Origin of the sequence: Achromobacter agilis (assembly GCF_900496965.1) — a bacterium.
GTDB classification, from domain to species: domain Bacteria; phylum Pseudomonadota; class Gammaproteobacteria; order Burkholderiales; family Burkholderiaceae_B; genus Achromobacter; species Achromobacter agilis.
On sequence record NZ_UFQB01000021.1, the window covers coordinates 60,971 to 74,961 of the forward strand.

Here is a 13,991-nt window from a genome sequence, read left to right on the forward strand (position 1 = left end):
CCCCATTCAGCAGGACTTCAACCATCTTTCAATAGACAGTACCTAAGGAGGACCACTCATGGCCCTAGTCTCCATGCGCCAGTTGCTCGACCACGCCGCCGAGCACGGCTACGGCATTCCCGCTTTCAACGTCAACAACCTGGAACAGGTCCAGGCCATCATGGAAGCCGCTGCGGAGACCGACAGCCCGGTGATCATGCAAGCCTCGGCCGGCGCGCGCAAGTACGCGGGCGAAGGCTTCCTGAAGTACCTGATCCAGGCCGCCGTGGAATCCTATCCGCACATCCCCGTGGTCATGCACCAGGATCACGGCCAGTCGCCCAAGATCTGCCAAGGCGCCATCGACCTGGGCTTCTCCAGCGTCATGATGGACGGCTCGCTCAAGGAAGACGGCAAGACCATCGCCGACTACGAATACAACGTGGACGTGACCAAGAAGGTCGTGGACACCGCGCACAAACTGGGCGTCACGGTCGAGGGCGAACTGGGCTGCCTGGGCTCGCTGGAAACCATGCAGGGCGACAAGGAAGACGGCCACGGCGCCGACGGCAAGCTGACCATGGACCAGCTGCTGACCGATCCGGAACAGGCGGCCGATTTCGTGCGCAGGACGCAGCTCGACGCGCTGGCGATCGCCATCGGCACCAGCCACGGCGCCTACAAGTTCACGCGCAAACCCACCGGCGACATCCTGTCGATCTCCCGCATCAAGGAAATCCACGCCCGCCTGCCCAACACCCACCTGGTGATGCACGGCAGCTCCAGCGTGCCGCAGGAACTGCTGGCCGAGATCCGCGAATTCGGCGGCAACATGAAGGAAACCTACGGCGTGCCCGTCGAGGAAATCCAGGAAGCCATCAAGTATGGCGTGCGCAAGATCAATATCGACACCGATATCCGTCTGGCCATGACGGGCGCGATCCGCCGCTTCTTCGCCGAAAACCCGGAGAAGTTCGACCCGCGCGAATACCTGAAGCCGGCCCGCGCCGCCGCCAAGGCCATCTGTGTCGCCCGCTACACCGAGTTCGGTACCGCCGGCAACGCCAGCAAGATCAAGGCGCAGCCGCTGACCGAAATCGCCGCGCAGTACGCATCGGGCAAGCTGGCCCAGGTGGTCCAGTAAGCATCGGCCAGGCCCCGGCATCCGGGGCTGCGGCATGAAAAAGGCGGGCCCGCAAGGGCCCGCTTTTTTTCGTCCCGAGGCGCCCGGCGGCAGGGCGGGTTAGGCCGCGGGGGAGTTGCGCGGGAAGTGCGGCATGCTGCGGTCCACGTGGTGCCAGGACGGGGCGGAATCGGTCCAGAGGCTGACCTGGGCGTGGAAGGCTTCCGGGTCGTCCAGCGAGCCCGCCCGCAGCACTTCGTAACCCATGCCAACCGAGCCGCCGAACAGCGGCGTGCCGCAGTCCCCGCAGAAGCTGCGCATGACGGTATGGCCCGAATCGCCCCGGTAGCGGTGTTCCTTGGCGGCGCCGCGCAAGAGGGTGATGGAGCCGGCGGGGAAGATCAGCGCATGGGCCGGGGCGCCGCCGCTGGAATACTGGCAGTCCCGGCAATGACAGGTAGCGGCCATGATCGGTTCGTCGGTGATGGCGTAGCGGACGGCGCCGCACTGGCAGCCACCGGTCAGGTGCACCTGCGCGTCGGCGTGGGCGGTGCGTTTGAGGGAAGCATCCTGCATACGGCTCTGTCTCCGGGGTCAGCACCGTAACGCCAGCGGCGGTCGGCGCGCATTGTGTGAGCCCACAGCCTAACCCGGGCGCCGGACGGCGTCGAGGGGAGGGCGGGCGCCCCTGGGCCGCCGGGGGAGTCCGGCAAAACCGGCCCATTTGCAGTAACCTATGCGCTTTGCAGGACCCGCGCCCCGCGCCGGCCCTGTCCGTGGTTCCCGGATTCCGTTCTACTTCCCGCCCTGGCGCCTGCCCGAGGCGGGAATCTTCATTATTGCCATAGGCCATTTCCCGTGACTTCTGCTTTGCATCAATCCAGCATCAAGTCCTTGCCGCTGCTGGGCCGCGGTAAGGTGCGCGATATGTACGCGGTGGGCGACGACAAGTTGCTGATCGTCGCGTCGGATCGCATCTCCGCCTTCGACGTGATCCTCGACGACCCCATCCCCGGCAAGGGGCAGGTGCTGACCGAACTGACCGAGTTCTGGCTGCAGAAGCTGGCCCATATCCTGCCGAACCACTCCACGGGCGTGAAGCCCGAAGACGTGGTGGCGCCGGACGAAGTCGACCAGGTGCGCGGCCGCGCCGTCGTGGTCAAGCGGCTGAAGCCCATCCTGGTGGAAGCGGTGGCCCGCGGCTACCTGATCGGCTCGGGCTGGAAGGACTACCAGGCCACCGGCTCGGTCTGCGGCATCAAGCTGCCCGCCGGCCTGCAACAGGCCAGCCAGCTGCCCGAACCCATTTTCACGCCGGCGGCCAAGGCCGAATTCGGCATGCACGACGAAAACGTGGACTTCGCGCATGTGGTCAAGGAAGTCGGCCAGGAAATGGCCGAGCGCATCCGCGACGTGACGCTCAAGCTCTACGCCGAAGCCGCCCGGTTCGCGGCCACCAAGGGCATCATCATTGCCGACACCAAGTTCGAGTTCGGCCTCGACGACGACGGCACGCTGTACCTGATGGACGAAGTCCTGACGCCCGATTCCTCGCGCTTCTGGCCCGCCGACGGCTACCGCGTAGGCATCAGCCCCCCGTCGTTCGACAAGCAGTTCGTGCGCGACTGGCTGGAAACCCAGACCTGGGACAAGACGCCGCCGGCGCCGCGCCTGCCCAAGGACGTGCTGGAAAAGACGGCCGCCAAGTACCGCGAAGCCCTGGATCGCCTGGTTGCCTGACCCGCTGCGTCCCGCAAAAAACCGCTCGGCATCGAGCGGTTTTTTTTCGTCTACCGCCAGCATGCGCGCCGCTTCCCTCCGGGTATTCGATAACATTTATTGCGTATTGTTACGTTATACTTCCCGGCTGCTTGTATCGGGACGTCCCAGAAAGGAGCGCTACGCATGGTAATGATGTTGCCTTTCCTGACCGGCCTGGTCGCAGTGTGGTTCGGGATGCTTGGAAAGCGCCGTCCCTGCGTGACCTTCTGGCTGCTCACCCTGGCGATCTTCGCCGCCTGGTGCCAATACCACATGACCAGCCCGCTGGCGCTGTCGTTCTAAGGGCCGGGCGATGATCTTCTCCCGCAATCCCGCGCGCGGCTCGCGCATCCTGAACGGCCTGGCCCTGCTCGGCGTCACCGCCGCCCTGGGGATGGCGTTCTTCTGGCAGTTCGCCTATGACGAGCTGCCGTGCCCCCTGTGCCTGCTGCAGCGCGCCGCCCTGATCCTGGCGGGAGTCGGGTTCCTGCTGAATCTGCGGCTGGGCCCGTCGCCGATGCACTATGCGATGAGCATCGCGGCCGCGCTGGGCGGCATGCTGGCCTCGGGCCGGCAGGTGCTCCTGCACATCGCGCCGGGCGACCCCGGTTACGGCGCTCCGTTCCTCGGCCTGCATTTCTACACCTGGGCATTCATCGCCTTCGTGGCCATCATTGTGTTCTGCGCCGTGATGCTGTCGGCCGACCGCAAGTGGGGCGACAGCATGCTCAAAAAGCCCGTGTCGGCGCTGGGCGTCCTGGTCATGGCCCTGTTTTTCATCGTTACGCTGGCCAACGTCGGAAGCACGACGCTGGAGTGCGGGTTCGGGCCTTGCCCGGACAATCCCACGGCCTATCTGTGGCTGGATTCCGGCGCCGCGCGGTAGCCTCGCGCCCGCCCGGTTAAAATACCCGGTTTCGCGGCCTGGTTCCGCGGTTCTCCGACTCTCCGCGGCCCTGCGCCGCGGTCTCAACTTCAGACCGGTTATGACAGCCAAGACTTCCGCAGCGGCCGAGGCCACCCCAGTGGTGGGCGTGATTATGGGTTCTTCCAGCGATTGGGAGGTCATGAAGCACGCCGTCACCATGCTGGAGGACTTCGGCGTGCCTTACGAGGCGCGCGTGATTTCCGCGCACCGCATGCCGCAGGACATGGCCGAGTACGGCGCCGCCGCGCATGGGCGCGGCCTGCGCGGCATCATTGCCGGCGCCGGCGGCGCGGCGCACCTGCCGGGCATGATGGCGGCGCTGACCGAAGTGCCGGTATTCGGCGTGCCGGTGCCGTCCAAGTACCTGCGCGGCGAAGACTCGCTGCTGTCGATCGTGCAGATGCCCAAGGGCGTGCCGGTGGCCACCTTCGCGATCGGCGAAGCCGGGGCTGCCAACGCGGCGCTGCACGTGATCGCCACCCTGGCGGGCACGGACGCCGGCCTGCATAAGAAGCTGGTGGCGTTCCGCGCCCGCCAGACGCAGGCCGCGCGCGATATGAAGGTTCCGCCCGAGGCCTGATCAGAATGACTCAATCCACTGCTTTCATGATTGCGCCCGGCGGCTGGCTGGGCATGCTGGGAGGCGGCCAGCTGGGCCGCATGTTCTGCCATGCGGCGCAAAGCCTGGGCTACAAGGTCGCGGTGCTGGACCCGGCCGCCGAATGCCCCGCGGGCATGGTGGCCGACCTGCACATCCAGGCGGCCTACGACGACGAGGACGGCCTGGCCCGCCTCGCCCAGACCTGTCAGGCCGTGACGACCGAATTCGAGAACGTGCCCGCCGACAGCCTGCGTACGTTGGCCACGCGCTGCCGCGTGAGTCCCGCGGGCGACGCCGTGGCCATCGTGCAGGACCGCATCGCCGAAAAGACCTTCATCGCGTCGCAGGGCATCCCCGTGGCGCCGCACGCGGCCATCCGCAACGAGGCCGACCTGCGCGCCGCGCCCGACAGCCTGTTCCCCGGCATTCTGAAAGTGGCGCGCCTGGGTTACGACGGCAAGGGCCAGGCCCGCATCGGCACGCGCGACGAGGCGCTGGCCGCTTTCGCCGAATTCGGCGGCGTGGCTTGCGTGCTGGAAGCGCTGATGCCGCTGGACTACGAGATCTCGGTGGTGCTCGCGCGCGGTTTCGATGGCGCGAGCATGGTGTTCCCGGTGGCGCGCAACGTGCACCGCGACGGCATTCTGGCGGTTTCCACCGCCGAGCCGGTCCAGCTGGACGCGGCCCATGCCGAACGGCAGGCCCAGGCTACCCAGGCGGCGCAATCGATCGCGCAGGGCCTGGGCTACCACGGCGTGCTGTGCGTGGAGTTCTTCGTGCTCAAGGACGGCAGCCTGATCGTCAATGAAATCGCGCCGCGTCCGCACAACAGCGGCCACTACACGATGGACGCCTGCCTTTCCAGCCAGTTCGAGCAGCAGGCGCGTGCCATGGCCGGCCTGCCGTTGGGCGGCACGGACCTGCTGGCGCCCGCCGTCATGCTGAATATCCTGGGCGACATCTGGTATCCGTCGGCCACGGCCACGGCGCAACGCGAACCCGACTGGGCCGCCGCGCTGGCGGTGCCCACGGCCAAGCTCCATTTGTACGGCAAGCGCGAAGCGCGCCGCGGCCGCAAGATGGGCCACGTCACCATCGTGGCGCCCACCCTGCAGCAGGCCCGCGACGACGCCGCCCGCGTGGCGGCGGCGCTGGGCATGCAGGCTCCCGAGTAAGCGCGACACCGATGAACTCTCAGCCTTCGTCGGATTCCGCCAGCGCGGCGGACATCGCCCTGGCCGCCCGGCGTCTGCTGGACGGCGAACTGGCCGCGTTTCCCACCGAGACCGTCTACGGCCTGGGTGCGGACGCGGAAAACCCGCAAGCGGTGGCCAAGATCTACGCCGCCAAGGGGCGGCCTTCCAATCATCCCGTCATCGTGCACATCGCGCCGCAAGGCGACCTGTCGTACTGGGCGGCGGAGGTGCCGCCGGAGGCGCGCCTGCTGATCGACGCGTTCTGGCCCGGTCCCTTGACCCTGATCCTCAAGCGCGCGCCGCACATCGCCGATACGGTGAGCGGCGGGCAGGACAGCATCGGCATCCGCTGCCCGTCGCATCCGGTGGCGCAGGCGCTGCTGGCGGCCTTCGCCGCGGGCAAGCCGAACGGGCAGGGCGGCGTGGCCGCGCCATCGGCCAACAAGTTCGGCCAGGTCTCTCCCACGAGCGCCGAACACGTGCGCGGCGAATTCCCCGAGGAAGTCGCGGCCGGCATGCCGGTGCTGGAAGGCGGCGCCTCGGAGGTCGGCATCGAATCCACGATCCTCGACCTGTCGCGCCTGGACCGCGGCGCGGGCCCGGTGCTGCTGCGTCCCGGCCATATCAGCGCCGCGCAGATCGAAGCCGTGCTGGGCGTGCAGGTGTTCGCCCCGGATGCGGCCGCGCCGCGCGCTTCAGGCACGCTGAAGGCGCACTATGCGCCGCGCACGGCGCTGGAGCTGGCGTCCGACGCGCGCCTGCGCGATGTGGAGCAGGGCCGCGGCCTGCCTGAAGGCCGGGTAGTCGTGGTGGCCTATGCCGAACCGCCAGCCATGCTCGATCCCCGGGTGCAGTGGCAGCCGATATCCGCCGACCCGGCGCGCTATGCGCAGGCGCTGTACGGCCTGTTGCGCGACCTGGACAAGCAGGGGTATGCCCGCATCATCGTGCAGGCGCCTCCCGCCACCGCCGACTGGCACGCCGTGAATGACCGCATCGGCCGTGCGGCCGCCGCGTTCACGCTGGACACGACCAACCTGTAGGGCGGGGCGCGGACGATCCCGGGCCCGGCGGCGCCCCGGCCCGCGTTCCGCGGCCAGGCGCTACGCTGCCAGGAATTCGCCTATCCGTTCCACCGCCTGCCGCAGCGGCGGCAGGAATTCTTCGGTCAGCCGGTTCAAGGGCACCCTGGCGGCCTTCACGCTGACGTTGACGGCGCCGCAAGCCTTGCCGCTGGCCGAGCGCACGGCTACGGAAATGGCCCGCACATTCAATTCCAGTTCCTGGTCGACGACGGCGTAGTCCTGTTCCCGGATGCGCGCAAGCTCGGCGCGCAGCCTGTCTTCGGCGATGATGGTGAATTCGGTATAGGGCTGCAGCTCGGTCGCGGCGAAGTAGCGGGCGAGGGCGGGCTCCGGCAATTGCGCGAGCAGCACGCGCCCGATGGACGTGCAATACGCCGGCAGCCTGCTGCCCAGCCCCATCGAGGTGGCCAGCAGCCGGTTCACCTCAGAGCGCGCCAGATACAGCATTTCGTGGCCTTCCATGATGGCCAGCGCGCAGGTTTCGTTCACCGTGGCGCTGAGCTCTTCCAGCACGGGCTGGGCCAGCGACACGAACGGCGTGGATGAGAAGTACGCATAGCCCAGGCCCAGGATGCGGGGCGTCAGCACATACAGCCTGCCGTGCTGTTCGGCCATGCCCAGCAGGATCAGCGTATGCAGGCAGCGCTGCACGACGGCGCGGGGCAGGCCCGCGCGGCGGCTCAGCTCGGCCGCGGTCTGCGGCTGGCGGCGGGTGCCGAAGGCGCGGATCACATGGAGCCCGCGCGCCAGCGTGAGCATGTAGTCCGGGTCGCCGCGCAGCTGGTCGGGGTGGTCTTCCGCCGCCGGCGGCGCGGCGTAGCCGGGAGGAGGAAGATTCGGCGGCATCAGTCCGTGCGCAGAGGCGCGCCGGTGCGTCCTTGCAGTTCTTTCAGGGTCATGCCGTCGATCATATCCCGAACGCGCAGCCCGGAAGGCGTTACGTCGATGACGGCCAGGTCGGTATAGATGCGGTCCACCACGCCCGCGCCGGTCAGCGGATAGGCGCAGCGTTCAACGATCTTCGGTTCGCCGTTCTTGGCGTTGTGCTCCATCATGATGTAGACGCTGCGCGCGCCCACCGCCAGGTCCATCGCGCCGCCCACGGCCGGCGCCTCGCCCGGGCGGCCAAGCGACCAGTTGGCCAGGTCGCCGTTGGAGGCGACCTGCATGCCGCCCATGACGCAGATGTCCAGGTGGCCGCCGCGCATCATCGCGAACGAGTCCGCGTGATGGAAGTACGAGCCGCCCTCGAGCAGCGTCACCGGTTGCTTGCCGGCGTTGATCAGGTCCAGGTCGATCTCGTCTTCCGCCGGCGGCGGGCCCATGCCCAGGATGCCGTTTTCGCTGTGCAGCACGATCTCGCGGCCGGGCGGCAGGTGCGCGGCCACCAGCACGGGCATGCCGATGCCCAGGTTGACGTAGCTGCCGTCGGGGATGTCCTGGGCCAGGCGGCGCGCCATGGCCTCGCGGGTCAGGGGATGGAACATGCGGGCTCCTTCAGCTGGAGAAGGCGGCATTGGCCACCTGCGCGACGCGCTTGACGAAAATGCCGGGCGTGACCACGGCCTCGGGCTGCAACTCGCCCAGCGCGGCCTTGGCCCGCACTTGCGCGATGGCGACCTTGGCCGCCATGCACATGACGGGCCCGAAGTTGCGCGCGCTTTTGTTGTAGGTGAGATTGCCCCAGCGGTCGGCCAGGTCGGCCTTCACCAGCGCGAAGTCGCCGTGCAGGGGCTGTTCGAAGACGTGGCCCCGGCCGTCGATCATGCGAGTTTCCTTGCCGCGCGCGAGTTCGGTGCCGTAGGCGGTGGGCGTGAAGAAACCGCCCAGCCCGGCGCCGGCCGCGCGCAGGCGTTCGGCGATGGTGCCTTGCGGCACGCATTCAAGTTCGATCCGGCCCTGGCGGTACAGCTCGTCGAAGACCCAGGAGTGCGACGCCTTGGGAAACGAGCAGATCACCTTGCGCACGCGCCCGGCCTTGATCAGCGCGGCCAGGCCGGTTTCCCGGTTGCCCGCGTTGTTGCTGACGACGGTGAGCTCGCGCGCGCCCTGTTCGATCAACGCGTGGATCAGTTCCGTGGGCATGCCCGCGCCGCCGAAGCCGCTGATCAGCACGGTGGCGCCGTCGTGGATGTCCGAGACGGCCGCCTCGGGGGAGTCGAAGAACTTGTCGATCATGATGGAATCCCGTTCGGGCCGGGCGCGGCGGGCGCGCCCGCCGCGTTCAATTCACGGTGATGTGCGCCTGCTTGATGATCTCGGCGTACCGCGCCGAATCCTTCTTCATCAGCGCCGCGAATTGCTCGGTGGTGCCGCCAGCCGGGAGGAAGCCTGCGTCCAGGAATTTCTGCCTGACGTCGGGTTCCTTGACGATCTCGCTGATTTCGCGCGCCATGCGGTCGATGATGGGCTTGGGCGTATTGGCGGGCGCCATCAGGCCGGCCCAGGAACCGGTGACGAAGCCGGGCAGGCCGGCTTCCTCCATGGTGGGAATGCCGGGCTCGGTCGGCCAGCGTTCCTTGCCGGTGAAAGCCAGCGCTTTCAACCGGTTCTGCTTCACGTACTGCATCGGCACCAGGATGGGGTCGAACACCATGGAGACGCGCCCGCCCAGCAGGTCGGTCAGGATGGGGGCGCTGCCCTTGTAGGCCACGTGCGTCATCGTGATCTTGCTCTGCAGGGCAAAGTCGGCGCCGGTCAGGTGCGCGCTGGATCCGTTGCCGCTGGAGGCGTAGGTCAGCTTATCCGGGTTCTTGCGCGCGTAGGCGACCAGGTCCGCGACGGTTTTCACCGGCAGGTCTTCCGCGACGAACAGGAACAGGGGCAGGTCGGCCATCTGCACCACCGGCGTCAGGTCGGCCGGGCTGTAGGCCAGCTTGTACAGATGGAAGTTGATGATGTAGGCGGGCAGCATGGAGAGGAAGGTGTAGCCGTCCGGCTCGGCCTTCGCGGCCATGGCCGAGCCCACGCTGCTGTTGGCGCCGGGCCGGTTCTCGACGACGATGGTCTGCTTCAGCCGCGGCCCCAGTTTTTCCATCACGATGCGGGTGACGATGTCGGTCGATCCGCCGGGCGTGTAGGGGACGATGATCTTGATGGGCTTGTTCGGCCAGTCGTCCGCCGCCTGGGCGGAGCCGGCGGCCAGCCCGGCGGCGGCCAGGGCGGCGCAGAACAGGGTCTTCAAGGTGTGGCGGCGAGGGTTTGCCGCAAGGCGGCGATGCTGCGGTTTGCTTGCATGTGCCATGGAATTTGTCTCCTCCATGAGTCGGCCGACTATCGATGCGCGTCCGGATGTCGTGCCGGCGCGCCCTTTTTTTGGGGGTGGCAATGGCGGCGATCGGCCAAAGCGCAAAAAAAGTATGGCATGCAAGGCAAGCCGTCCGCGCCGTATGATCGGGCAATAAAGTTCGATCACCGGACAGAAGAGCAACGCCCTGGCACGCCGGCAATTCCCCTCGGGTTTCCACTAAGTAGCGTTACGTTGTTCACGCCGTGGACATCGCTTAATCTGGCGGCCGGCCCCGTAAAGCAGGGCTCGGTTTCAACCGCAGCCGGCTTACAAGCCGGCGCGGCATTCATCTCAGGAGAGGCAATAATGAAGCGGTCTATCTTGTTTGCAGCCAGCGCGCTCGCCCTGGCTTGCGCGTCCCAGGCGGCGGTGGCGGGTCCCACCCTGGATGCGGTGAAGAAAAAGGGATTCGTGCAATGCGGCCTGACCGACGGCGTGTCGGGTTTCTCGGCGACGAACAGCAAGGGCGAATGGGAAGGCATGGATGTGGACATCTGCCGCGCCGTCGCCGCGGCCGTGTTCGGTGATCCGACCAAATTCAAGGGCACCGCGCTGTCTACCCAGCAGCGTTTCACCGCGCTGCAATCGGGCGAAGTGGATGTGTTGCTGCGCACCGTCACGCTGACGCAGACGCGCGATACCTCGCTGGGCCTTTCGGCGGTCGCGGCCAGCTTCTACGACGGCCAGGGCATCCTGGTGAACAAGAAACTGGGCGTGAAGAGCGCCAAGGAATTGAACGGCGCCACGGTCTGCGTGCAGCCGGGCACCACCACCGAGCTCAACCTGGCCGATTGGTTCCGCGCCAACAACATCGAATTCAAGCCAGTCGTGATCGACAAGGTGACGGAAGTCGTGCGCGCCTTCGAGTCCGGCCGTTGCGATGCGTTCACCGACGACTCCTCGCAACTCGCCGCCGTGCGCGCCACGCAGGTCGCCAAGCCTGACGACTACGAAATCCTGCCGGAACGCTTCTCCAAGGAGCCGCTGGGCCCGATGGTGCGCCAGGGCGACGAGAACTGGCTCGGCATCGTGCGCTGGACGCTGTTTGCGTTGATGGAAGCCGAGGAATACGGCATCACGCAAAAGAACGTGGACGAGATGCTCAAGAGCAAGAACCCGAACGTCTCGCGCATCCTGGGCGTGACGCCGGGCGCCGGCAAGAACATGGGCCTGGACGAAAAGTGGGCCTACAACGCGATCAAGGCCGTGGGCAATTACGGCGAAGTCTTCGAGCGCAACGTCGGCAAAGACAGCAAACTGGGCCTGCAGCGCGGCACGAACGCGTTGTGGAGCAATGGCGGCGCTATGTATCCTTGGCCGATCCGCTAGTGCGATGAACGCCAGGCCCCTGTAAATCGTACGTCGATCTGCAGGGGCTTTTCGTTTGCTGCGGCGCCTCGAGAGGGGCCAGCGCCCTACGTAATGCGTGTGAAACAGGGCGCGTAGCGGCCATCCGGCGTTTGCCGGAACACGGCGGATACTCGCTGCCCGATCTTCGCGGCGCGGATATCGCAGTCGACGAGATTGCTCAAGAGGATCGGTCCCTCGTCCAGTTCGACATACGCCAACGCGTACGGCGGATCGGCGCGTTCAACAATGGTGAACGCATAGAGGCTGCCTTGGCCGCTTGCAGGTTTCCATTCCGTGTCGTCACTGGCGCACAGTGGGCATACGATGCGCGGATACCAGTGGGCGCGCTTGCATTGATTGCAGGTCTTCAGAAGCAACTGCCCCTTTTCCGCGGCGGCCCAGAATGGAGCGGTTTCCGGGTAAGCCTGGGCATAGGGATCGTCCCGGTAGGTGGAGAGCTTGCTTTGGCGATTCACGAGTCACTCCCGTTCGAGAATAAGGGTGGAATGCGCATGGGCGACGCCCATGACCAATCCCGGGCCGCAAGCCAATGCGAGATTGCAGCCAGGGACTTGTACGGCGGGATGCGCTTCACCCCGCAGTTGGCGCACGGCTTCGATCACTTTCGTCATGCCTCCCCGGTTCGAGGGATGGTTGTTGCACAGCCCGCCGCCGTCCGTATTGAAAGGCAACTGGCCCCGGCCGGCGATCAGATTGCCTTCGGCCACGTAGGGGCCGGCCTGCCCCTTTTTGCAGAATCCCAGGTCCTCCAGTTGCATAAGCACCATGATGGTGAAGTTGTCGTAGAGGGACGCGTACTTGATGTGGGCGGGCGAGATCCCCGCTTCGGCGAACGCCAGTTTGCCGCTCTCGACGGCACCCGAGGTGGTGGGTTCGATGTAGCCGCCCCGGCTGGTCTTGATGCTCTCGCCCGCCCCGATGAGTTTGACGAGAGGCCGCGGCAGGCGCCGGGCGATCTCCGGACTCGTCAGCACCAGAGCGCCGCCGCCGTCCGTGATGACGCAGCAATCCAGGCGGTGCAGGGGGCTAGAAATAATGGGCGAGGCCAGCACGTCCTCGACGGTGACCGGCTTGCGCAGCGCCGCGAACTCGTTGTACTGCGCATGGTGCGCCGCGGCCACCTTGACGGCGGCGAGGTGTGCGGAGGTCGTGCCGTGCTCATGCATGTGGCGTTGGGCCAGCATCCCGTATATGCCGGTAATGGTGGAACGATAGGGCCTGTCCCAGGGTGTTTCGGGCCTTTCCGGTCCCAGCTCGCGCGGCGCGGTTCCCGTCGCCATGCCGCTGCTTTTGGGCTTGCCGGCCAGCGTGATCAAGGCGACCGAGCATTTTCCTTGCGCGATGGCGAGCGCGGCGTGGCGCACGTGCACCATGTACGAGCAGCCGCCAAGCTCCGTGCCGTCTATCCACTTCAGGTCTAGATTCAGGTACTCTGCCATGGATAGGGGGCTGCCGCCCGGCGCGTCGCCCGCGCAGAAATACCCGTCTACGTCTTTGAGGCCCAACCCCGCGTCGCGCAGGGCACCCAGCGCACATTCGGCATGCAGCTGGGTGACGGACTTGTCGGGCGCATATCGGGTCGGGTGTTCGTATGCGCCTGCTATGTAGGCCTTGCCATTGAGTGTCATAAGTTGCCCGGCGGTCACAGTTTCGGGATGTTGCCGTCGCGGATGACGCGGCCCCATTTCGTATATTCGTCCTGCACGAATTTCGTGGTGCCGTCGGGCGTCGCCACCACGGGGATGAGCGCGGCCGCGTCCAGCGTCTTGCGCAACTCCGGATTGGCCTGCGCGTCATTGATGACCTGGTTCAGGCGCATAGCGATCTCGGGCGGCGCGCCTTTCGGCAAGAAGGCCGCGATCCATCCAACGACTTCGAACCCGGGCACGCCCGACTCGGCGATGGTGGGCACATCCGGCAACTGTGCTTCTCGTTTGGCCGTGGTGACCGCGATGGCTTTGATTTTCCCGGACTTGATCTGGGTGATGGCCGCGCCGATGTTGGCGAACATGAAATCCACGTGGCCGCCGATCAGGGCCGACATGGCTTCGGACGGGCCGTTGTAAGGCACGTGCATGTAGTCCAGGCCCTTGACTTCCTGCTTCAGTAATTCGGCCGCCAGGTGGGCGGAGCTGCCGACGCTGCCCGATGCGTAGTTGATGTCGCCGGGTTTCTCCTTGACGTACTGGATGAACTCATCGAAGTTGTTTGCGGGAAACGACGCCTTGACGACCAGCACGTTGCCATTGAGCCCGAACATCGCAACGGGCTGGAAATCCTTGATCGGATCATAGGGAGTGGATGCCATCAATTGTGGGTTGATCGCGTGGGTGACATTCGTGCCCAGCAGCATCGTATAGCCGTCGGCAGGCGCGCGCGCCACGTAGTTGGCACCGATGAGCGCGCCCGCGCCCGGCTTGTTTTCCGTGATGAGCGGTTGTTTCAGCGCCTCCGACATGTACTTCGCGAAGGTGCGGCCGGTCAGGTCGGTGATGCCGCCGGGGGCGAAGGGAATGATGAACTTGATGGGACGGTCCGGGTAGGCTTCCTGTGCATGAAGATTTACGCTAACCATGCCGAGAGCCAAAATACATGCTTTGAAAAGGCGGTGTCTGATGCGCATCGTTGTCTCCTTGGTTGCCTGAAGGCCTGCCCGTG

Annotated in this window: 16 protein-coding genes; 8 read left to right on the plus strand and 8 right to left on the minus strand. The window is 66.3% G+C overall.

Annotation, left to right across the window (positions count from 1 at the left end):
- Positions 1-58 precede the first annotated feature (58 nt).
- On the plus strand, positions 59-1,123 hold the full coding sequence (fba, locus tag AGI3411_RS21865) for a class II fructose-bisphosphate aldolase (RefSeq protein WP_129529429.1): 1,065 nt from the start codon (positions 59-61) through the stop codon (positions 1,121-1,123).
- Positions 1,124-1,222: 99 nt separating this feature from the next.
- Here fba and AGI3411_RS21870 read toward each other — a convergent pair whose 3' ends face one another.
- A complete protein-coding gene (locus AGI3411_RS21870; protein WP_129529430.1) occupies positions 1,223-1,678 on the minus strand; it encodes a GFA family protein in 456 nt (151 codons plus the stop codon).
- Positions 1,679-1,960: 282 nt separating this feature from the next.
- Here AGI3411_RS21870 and AGI3411_RS21875 point away from each other — a divergent pair, with 282 nt between their 5' ends.
- The 6 genes from AGI3411_RS21875 (at position 1,961) to AGI3411_RS21895 (ending at position 6,631) form a co-directional block, all read left to right on the plus strand.
- On the plus strand, positions 1,961-2,842 hold the full coding sequence (locus AGI3411_RS21875) for a phosphoribosylaminoimidazolesuccinocarboxamide synthase (protein ID WP_129529431.1): 882 nt from the start codon (positions 1,961-1,963) through the stop codon (positions 2,840-2,842).
- 165 nt (positions 2,843-3,007) lie between these two features.
- Positions 3,008-3,166 carry a DUF5993 family protein gene (locus AGI3411_RS30165; RefSeq protein WP_043545931.1) on the plus strand — a complete coding sequence of 53 codons (159 nt, stop codon included), beginning with the start codon at positions 3,008-3,010 and terminating at the stop codon, positions 3,164-3,166.
- 10 nt (positions 3,167-3,176) lie between these two features.
- Complete coding sequence (locus AGI3411_RS21880) at positions 3,177-3,749, plus strand: disulfide bond formation protein B (RefSeq protein WP_129529432.1); 573 nt, start codon at positions 3,177-3,179, stop codon at positions 3,747-3,749.
- A 100-nt stretch (positions 3,750-3,849) separates the two neighbouring features.
- A complete protein-coding gene (purE, locus tag AGI3411_RS21885) occupies positions 3,850-4,371 on the plus strand; it encodes a 5-(carboxyamino)imidazole ribonucleotide mutase (RefSeq protein ID WP_165359238.1) in 522 nt (173 codons plus the stop codon).
- A gap of 5 nt (positions 4,372-4,376) precedes the next feature.
- Positions 4,377-5,567, plus strand: a complete 1,191-nt coding sequence (locus AGI3411_RS21890; protein ID WP_129529433.1) for a 5-(carboxyamino)imidazole ribonucleotide synthase — start codon at positions 4,377-4,379, stop codon at positions 5,565-5,567.
- A gap of 11 nt (positions 5,568-5,578) precedes the next feature.
- Positions 5,579-6,631 carry an L-threonylcarbamoyladenylate synthase gene (locus tag AGI3411_RS21895; protein WP_165359239.1) on the plus strand — a complete coding sequence of 351 codons (1,053 nt, stop codon included), beginning with the start codon at positions 5,579-5,581 and terminating at the stop codon, positions 6,629-6,631.
- A gap of 60 nt (positions 6,632-6,691) precedes the next feature.
- Here the strand turns inward: AGI3411_RS21895 and AGI3411_RS21900 are convergent, their stop codons facing one another.
- Genes AGI3411_RS21900 through AGI3411_RS21915 form a run of 4 tightly spaced genes read right to left on the minus strand, consistent with a single transcriptional unit; the run spans position 6,692 to position 9,917 of the window.
- On the minus strand, positions 6,692-7,519 hold the full coding sequence (locus tag AGI3411_RS21900; RefSeq protein WP_129529434.1) for an IclR family transcriptional regulator domain-containing protein: 828 nt from the start codon (positions 7,517-7,519) through the stop codon (positions 6,692-6,694).
- Positions 7,519-8,160, minus strand: coding sequence for a 3-oxoacid CoA-transferase subunit B (locus tag AGI3411_RS21905; protein WP_129529435.1), 642 nt, complete (start codon positions 8,158-8,160; stop codon positions 7,519-7,521). The genes AGI3411_RS21900 and AGI3411_RS21905 overlap by 1 nt, the downstream gene beginning before the upstream one ends.
- 10 nt (positions 8,161-8,170) lie before the next feature.
- A complete protein-coding gene (locus AGI3411_RS21910) occupies positions 8,171-8,851 on the minus strand; it encodes a 3-oxoacid CoA-transferase subunit A (RefSeq protein WP_129529436.1) in 681 nt (226 codons plus the stop codon).
- A 46-nt stretch (positions 8,852-8,897) separates the two neighbouring features.
- Positions 8,898-9,917 carry a Bug family tripartite tricarboxylate transporter substrate binding protein gene (locus AGI3411_RS21915; RefSeq protein WP_129529437.1) on the minus strand — a complete coding sequence of 340 codons (1,020 nt, stop codon included), beginning with the start codon at positions 9,915-9,917 and terminating at the stop codon, positions 8,898-8,900.
- 351 nt (positions 9,918-10,268) lie between these two features.
- Here AGI3411_RS21915 and AGI3411_RS21920 point away from each other — a divergent pair, with 351 nt between their 5' ends.
- Positions 10,269-11,291, plus strand: a complete 1,023-nt coding sequence (locus tag AGI3411_RS21920; protein ID WP_129529438.1) for an amino acid ABC transporter substrate-binding protein — start codon at positions 10,269-10,271, stop codon at positions 11,289-11,291.
- A gap of 86 nt (positions 11,292-11,377) precedes the next feature.
- On the opposite strand, the gene AGI3411_RS21925 is transcribed toward AGI3411_RS21920, so the two are convergent.
- From AGI3411_RS21925 to AGI3411_RS21935, 3 genes are read right to left on the minus strand one after another with little or no spacing between them, the layout of a single operon-like run.
- Positions 11,378-11,788, minus strand: a complete 411-nt coding sequence (locus AGI3411_RS21925) for a Zn-ribbon domain-containing OB-fold protein (protein ID WP_129529439.1) — start codon at positions 11,786-11,788, stop codon at positions 11,378-11,380.
- A 3-nt stretch (positions 11,789-11,791) separates the two neighbouring features.
- Positions 11,792-12,961, minus strand: a complete 1,170-nt coding sequence (locus AGI3411_RS21930) for a thiolase domain-containing protein (RefSeq protein WP_129529440.1) — start codon at positions 12,959-12,961, stop codon at positions 11,792-11,794.
- A 14-nt stretch (positions 12,962-12,975) separates the two neighbouring features.
- Complete coding sequence (locus tag AGI3411_RS21935) at positions 12,976-13,908, minus strand: Bug family tripartite tricarboxylate transporter substrate binding protein (protein ID WP_244240421.1); 933 nt, start codon at positions 13,906-13,908, stop codon at positions 12,976-12,978.
- Positions 13,909-13,991: the final 83 nt, after the last annotated feature.

Excerpts from the sequence above, each read along its gene's own strand:
- AGI3411_RS21910 (WP_129529436.1), bottom strand. The coding sequence starts at position 8,851 with ATGATCGACAAGTTCTTCGACTCCCCCGAGGCGGCCGTCTCGGACATC.
- AGI3411_RS21870 (WP_129529430.1), bottom strand. The coding sequence starts at position 1,678 with ATGCAGGATGCTTCCCTCAAACGCACCGCCCACGCCGACGCGCAGGTG.
- AGI3411_RS21900 (WP_129529434.1), bottom strand. The coding sequence starts at position 7,519 with ATGCCGCCGAATCTTCCTCCTCCCGGCTACGCCGCGCCGCCGGCGGCG.
- AGI3411_RS21915 (WP_129529437.1), bottom strand. The coding sequence starts at position 9,917 with ATGGCACATGCAAGCAAACCGCAGCATCGCCGCCTTGCGGCAAACCCT.
- AGI3411_RS21880 (WP_129529432.1), top strand. The coding sequence starts at position 3,177 with ATGATCTTCTCCCGCAATCCCGCGCGCGGCTCGCGCATCCTGAACGGC.
- fba (WP_129529429.1), top strand. The coding sequence starts at position 59 with ATGGCCCTAGTCTCCATGCGCCAGTTGCTCGACCACGCCGCCGAGCAC.
- AGI3411_RS21905 (WP_129529435.1), bottom strand. The coding sequence starts at position 8,160 with ATGTTCCATCCCCTGACCCGCGAGGCCATGGCGCGCCGCCTGGCCCAG.
- purE (WP_165359238.1), top strand. The coding sequence starts at position 3,850 with ATGACAGCCAAGACTTCCGCAGCGGCCGAGGCCACCCCAGTGGTGGGC.
- AGI3411_RS21890 (WP_129529433.1), top strand. The coding sequence starts at position 4,377 with ATGACTCAATCCACTGCTTTCATGATTGCGCCCGGCGGCTGGCTGGGC.
- AGI3411_RS21930 (WP_129529440.1), bottom strand. The coding sequence starts at position 12,961 with ATGACACTCAATGGCAAGGCCTACATAGCAGGCGCATACGAACACCCG.
- AGI3411_RS21895 (WP_165359239.1), top strand. The coding sequence starts at position 5,579 with ATGAACTCTCAGCCTTCGTCGGATTCCGCCAGCGCGGCGGACATCGCC.
- AGI3411_RS30165 (WP_043545931.1), top strand. The coding sequence starts at position 3,008 with ATGGTAATGATGTTGCCTTTCCTGACCGGCCTGGTCGCAGTGTGGTTC.
- AGI3411_RS21935 (WP_244240421.1), bottom strand. The coding sequence starts at position 13,908 with ATGGTTAGCGTAAATCTTCATGCACAGGAAGCCTACCCGGACCGTCCC.
- AGI3411_RS21920 (WP_129529438.1), top strand. The coding sequence starts at position 10,269 with ATGAAGCGGTCTATCTTGTTTGCAGCCAGCGCGCTCGCCCTGGCTTGC.